Here is a 4,607-nt window from a genome sequence, read left to right as displayed (position 1 = left end):
GGCGGGCGCGGCGGGCGGTGCTGGCCGGGGCGGGGAGGATGGGGGGATGACGCGTCCGATGCTGACCCAGCGGGAGGCTGCCACCGCGTGCGGTGTGAGCCGTACGACGATCCGCCGACGCCGTGATGCAGGGGATTTGCCCGGGGCGGTGCAGGACGAGGCGCGGGGGTGGCTGATCCCGGTGGGGGATCTGCTGGCCGCCGGGTTCCGGCTGAACGCCCCCGCCGGCCCTGACTCCCCCGACGTACCCGCCGCGGATTCGGCGGCCGGGACCGGCAGTCACCGGGCACGGCCAGGACGACGACGTGGCCGTGCTGCGGGCCGAGCTGGAGCGGGTACGGCACGAGCGCGCCCTGGCGGTGGCTGAGGCGGAGCACGGGCGTCTGCTGGTCGAGGCGGAGGCGGGTCATCTGCGGGCGCAGCTCGGTGTCCGGGCGGAGCAGCTTGCTGCGCAGGCCGGGCATATCGCGGACTTGCAGCAGACGGTGCGGGCGCTGATGCCCGCGCCGGAGCGGCCGGAGTTGGGGCCGTCCGTTCCGGGGCAGGCGGGCGGTGGGCGGCCGGCGGGGAGCGGCGGCGGTGGTGGCGGCGCAACTGACCCTGGACGTGCCGGAGGGCGGCACCCGGTGATCGAGTGCCGCCCTCCGGCATGTGGTGCGGGGTCAAGCGGTGGGGCGGTAGCCGTCCTGGAGCAGGGTGAGCGCCGCCGCGCGCATCTCGGAGGCGGTGGTGCGTCCGAAGCCGAGCTCCGACTGGATGTCGGCCAGCGGCACCGCCTCCAGGGTGATCCCGGCCTCGGACTCGGCCGCTTCCAGGAGCATCCGGGCCACGCGCCGCTCGTTGCGCTCGCGGGGGGAGAGCCGGGCGACGTCCTCGGCCTCGACGGCGGCGGCCTCGACGCGGGCGGCCTCCTCGCGCAACCGGGCCGCCTCCAGCGCGATAAGGGCCGCGTTCTTCTCGTCCTGCGCCGCCTTGACCGTGGCTGCGGCACGGTCGGTGGCGATCCGCTCCGCCTGCTGCTCGCGCCGCTCCGCCTCCAGCGCGATGCGGGCGTTCTCGTTCCGCACCCGGAGAGCCGCCTCCTGTGCTCGCTCCGCCTCCAGGAGGTCATCGGCCGCGCGGCGCTTCGCCGCCGCCGCCTCCGCCGACTCCAGCGCCGCCGTCTCCTCGACGGCCTGGCGCTCCGCCGTCCGACGGTGCTGCTCCGCCTGCGCCTTCGCCGCTGCCGCCCTGGCCTCCGCCTCCGCCTCCGCCTTGACGGCCGGCCTCCGCCTGCGCCCGCGCCATGCCAGTGCGGGCGGTCACCTGGTGCCCAGCCTCCTCGACGTCGGCCTCATCCGTCAGGGTCGCGATGCGGTCCGCCTTGCGCCGCAGCCGCTTCTGCTCCGCCTTCGCCCGCTGGCGCTCCGCCTCCTTCTCCTGGCGCTCCGCCGCCTCGGCCGCCCACTTCGCCGGGAGGGCGAGCGCCTCCTCGACGGTGTAGCCGCGGGGGGCCTTCCTCATGGGCAAGCGTTCCTCCTCGGTCGCCTTGGAGAGGCCACCTCCGTGCTTGTGGCGCAGCCAGACCTCGTATCCGGCGAGCGCACCCTCTCCCGGCCCGGCCAGGCCGGTCACAGCGGCCCCATGAGCCGTACGCAGGCCCGCTCCAGCATCCGGCGGTCCACCACCGCTACGAAAAAAGCCCCGCATGCTGGTACTGGACGAGGCGCAGCGCCTTACGGGGCCGACGCTGGAGTTTCTGCGCGGGCTGACGGTCAGCTTCTTGGAGGATGCCGTTACCCACCCTCACCGGGTTCTGTCAGCGCCCACAGCGCTGCTGGCGGCCCCACGCAAGCGCTATACGTCGTCCAAGCTGGGCTGGCTCCATGGCTGGTCGGGAGGTGGACCTTGGGCACCGAGAAGCTGGGTGATCTTCTCGGCTTCATCATTTGAGAGATCGGAGAGCAGGCGCGTCGTTGTTCCGAGGAGGGCGTCCAGCGGTACCTGGGTACGTGCGCCGCGGGCGCTGGCGATCCCGGTGGCGAACATGCACTGGAGGGTCTCGCCGGAGAGGATGCGGGCTTCGGCCTCGATGACTCCCTCGGCCTGTCCCAGTGCGTCGCTGATGCCGTCGAGTCGGGTGTCGTGGGAGATGTCGTCGCCGGGTCCGCCGTAGCCGACGTGGCGGTCCGTCACGACCATGCGCAGAGAGGTCAATGGGATGCCGAAGCGGTCGGCCCTGTTCCTCACTTCGTCGAGGCGGGGCAGGTCGTGTTCCTGGCCGGACGGGAGCTGGCGCTGGGACTGGGCGACCAGCACGTGGAAGCGTGGGGTCTGCAGGATCAGCTGGGCATCCTTCACTGTCCAGCGCCACGGGCTGATGTCCGCGTCTGCCACGCCGGGCACGATCATGCAGACGCGGCTGGTCCAGAGCCGGATCGCCTCACGCATGAGGTACTGGAGATTGCCGGTGCCTGCAGCCGGGGTGCGCAGCAGGGTGGGGAGGCTGATCATGCGGACGACCCGGTTCCAGAACGCGGTGTCGGTGATGTCCTCGGATTCCAGCAGGTACATCAGGGCTGTCTCGTCGAGGTGGCCGACGCCTCGCTGAGGTGCGGGGAAGCTGGCGAGCGTGGATCCGCCGCCCTGCCAGAGCGCGGCGAGGAAGGCTGACATCCGGTCGGCGACGTCGGTGGTCATGCGTGCGGTGAGGGCGTCGACAGCAACGCGGGTGGGAACGCGTTCTCCCGCGCGGGCGGCTTCCGCTCCCTGGACGACTGTGTTCAGGAATTCCTCGGTGGCCGGTCTGTCGAGGGTGCCGCGGCCGCCTTCGAGGACGGAGCGGGACACCAGTTGAGGGATGCCGGGAGAGTTGTCGGCCGACTGGAGTGCGCCGAGCGCGGAAGTGTCGAGGAGGAGCGAGGTGCTGCTGCCGGGTAGTGGGGGGAGGTTTCCTTGTTGCCGGGTGGAGGACAGTTGACCGAGCGCGAGAAGCACCGGCCGGTCGGCACGGGGAAGGCGTTGCAGGTCGTCCTCTAGTTCGCGCTGGTCCGATGTGGTGCGCAGGTAGATGAACCGGCGGGGTGTGCGGGGTCGGCCGGGCCATTCCAGGACCATGTCGGGGACGTGGGTGTGGTTGAAGAATTCGGTTTTGGTGACGGTGGCGCCGGGGTCCATGCGGCGCAGGTGCCGGGCGACGATGTCCTTGACCTGGGTGAACATCATCCGGTCGTCGGGCTCGTCCATGGCCTGGGAGATCGATTGTTCGACGAGGTTCACCACGAGCCCTCTCTGCGGGTGAGTTCGGCGGCGACGATGGCTGCCCAGTCCTTGAGCGGCAGGAGAGTTTCCTGCTTGTCCGAGAGGACGATCAGCCACAGGCGTGCGGCGACCGACTGGGCGAGTTCGCTGTCCAGGAGTTTTCGGGCTTCCTGGGTGTCGCTGGTGCCGAAAACGCGGCTGCTGTGCTGAAGGACTGCGCTCTCCACCTGGCCAGGCGAGTTGAGGGTGGACCAGGAGTTCGCCCGGAACGGTGCCCAGGTGATCCACATGAAGTGGTCGCTGAGATGGTGCTGGGCCTGGGCGGCCACGTAGCACTTGGCGAGGAACTCGTCGAACTGCGTTCCCTGGTCGCTGGGTTGCGCGTAGTTCTTGACCTCCGCGCAGAACATGTCGTTCTGGTAGGGATCGCCGCGCATGGCGCCGCCCAGATCGAAGGAGAAGGTCCGGCCCCCGTACGGCCAGGCGAGGGTCAGCCGACGGCCGCAGGACTCCGAGTCCGTGTTCGCGTACGCGCCGAAGATGCGCATCGTGCCCTCGAGCCACTGCTTGGCTCTTCGAGCCCCTGAGAAGCCCTTCACCTGAGCGTCTTCGCCAACCACCACAGGCGTAGCTTAGTGCGATCGGATCATCACGGTGTGCTCGAACGGGCTAATCTCCCGTCGCGTTGCGGCCGTTGGCTTCAGGACGGGGCAACTGCGGCCCTGAGGAAGTGAGCCAAGGACGGCCGCGGGATGGAAGGAACTGCCGCGAAGACGCCCTCTTTGATCGGTGGACACGAGACCGTGGTGGAGTGATCCTTCCTCCCGGCCTTCTGCGTACCGCTCCCCTGTGCGGAGAGACGACGTCGTCGCTGATCTGCCGCATCGCCGGCCGCTACGGGCTCGAAGCGACGGCGTTGCGGTCCTGCTGGAAGTGGCGCAGCCACCAGCCTCGGCACGACGGCGGGGGCGGGCGGGCAGACGCCGAGGTGCTGTTGAACACGGCGGGGCGGCAGCTCCTGGCAGGCCTGTGCGGCGTGGAGGAGGATGTGCTGGCGCGGGCGTTGCCGTCCTGGGGGCGGGAGGATGCCAGGCTGCCGGCTGCGGATGCCGGGGAGCCGGCGGCGGCGTGGCGGACCGGTGGTGCGGTCGCAGGGCCGGTGGCGTTCGGCTGTCGTCTGTGCACGGCCCGGCGTACGGGGGCGGCTGGGCGGGCGGTGCTGTACGCCCCGCGGTGGGACCGTGTGTGTGTCCGGCACGGGCGGTGGCTCCTTGATGCGGATGCCGACCAGCCTCACGAGTATCTGGATGTGCGGCGTCTGCCGGAGGTGGTCGCGGCGCAGCGGCGGTGGGCGGGGGTGGTGGCTG

5 protein-coding genes and 1 pseudogene are annotated in these 4,607 nt (G+C 71.0%); 2 read left to right on the top strand and 4 right to left on the bottom strand.

Going from position 1 to position 4,607, the window contains the following annotated elements; translation table 11 throughout:
* The first annotated feature begins 46 nt into the window (after positions 1-46).
* On the top strand, positions 47-367 hold the full coding sequence (locus D3105_RS36145) for a helix-turn-helix transcriptional regulator (RefSeq protein WP_118906419.1): 321 nt from the start codon (positions 47-49) through the stop codon (positions 365-367).
* A 295-nt stretch (positions 368-662) separates the two neighbouring features.
* Here the strand turns inward: D3105_RS36145 and D3105_RS32440 are convergent, their stop codons facing one another.
* The 4 genes from D3105_RS32440 to D3105_RS32430 all read right to left on the bottom strand — a co-directional run bounded on the left by D3105_RS32440 (position 663) and on the right by D3105_RS32430 (position 3,863).
* The gene (locus tag D3105_RS32440; RefSeq protein WP_118906418.1) at positions 663-1,067 is read right to left on the bottom strand and encodes a hypothetical protein; all 405 of its coding nucleotides are present in this window, start codon (positions 1,065-1,067) and stop codon (positions 663-665) included.
* A gap of 40 nt (positions 1,068-1,107) precedes the next feature.
* A complete protein-coding gene (locus D3105_RS34380) occupies positions 1,108-1,614 on the bottom strand; it encodes a hypothetical protein (protein ID WP_123947600.1) in 507 nt (168 codons plus the stop codon).
* Between the two features lie 222 nt (positions 1,615-1,836).
* Positions 1,837-3,261, bottom strand: coding sequence for a hypothetical protein (locus D3105_RS32435; protein ID WP_118906417.1), 1,425 nt, complete (start codon positions 3,259-3,261; stop codon positions 1,837-1,839).
* Positions 3,255-3,863 (bottom strand): hypothetical protein, encoded by a 609-nt coding sequence (locus tag D3105_RS32430; RefSeq protein WP_123947599.1) that lies wholly within the window; start codon positions 3,861-3,863, stop codon positions 3,255-3,257. Before D3105_RS32430 ends, D3105_RS32435 begins: the two co-directional genes overlap by 7 nt.
* A 188-nt stretch (positions 3,864-4,051) precedes the next feature.
* Between D3105_RS32430 and D3105_RS32425 the strand changes: the two are divergent.
* A pseudogene (locus tag D3105_RS32425) lies at positions 4,052-4,607 on the top strand (DNA-binding protein); the annotation flags it as partial.

The organism is Streptomyces globisporus (assembly GCF_003501885.1).
GTDB classification, from domain to species: domain Bacteria; phylum Actinomycetota; class Actinomycetes; order Streptomycetales; family Streptomycetaceae; genus Streptomyces; species Streptomyces globisporus_D.
Note: the sequence above shows the minus strand (reverse complement) of the source record. Positions and strands in the feature narration are given on the sequence as shown.

Excerpts from the sequence above, each read along its gene's own strand:
- D3105_RS36145 (WP_118906419.1), top strand. The coding sequence starts at position 47 with ATGACGCGTCCGATGCTGACCCAGCGGGAGGCTGCCACCGCGTGCGGT.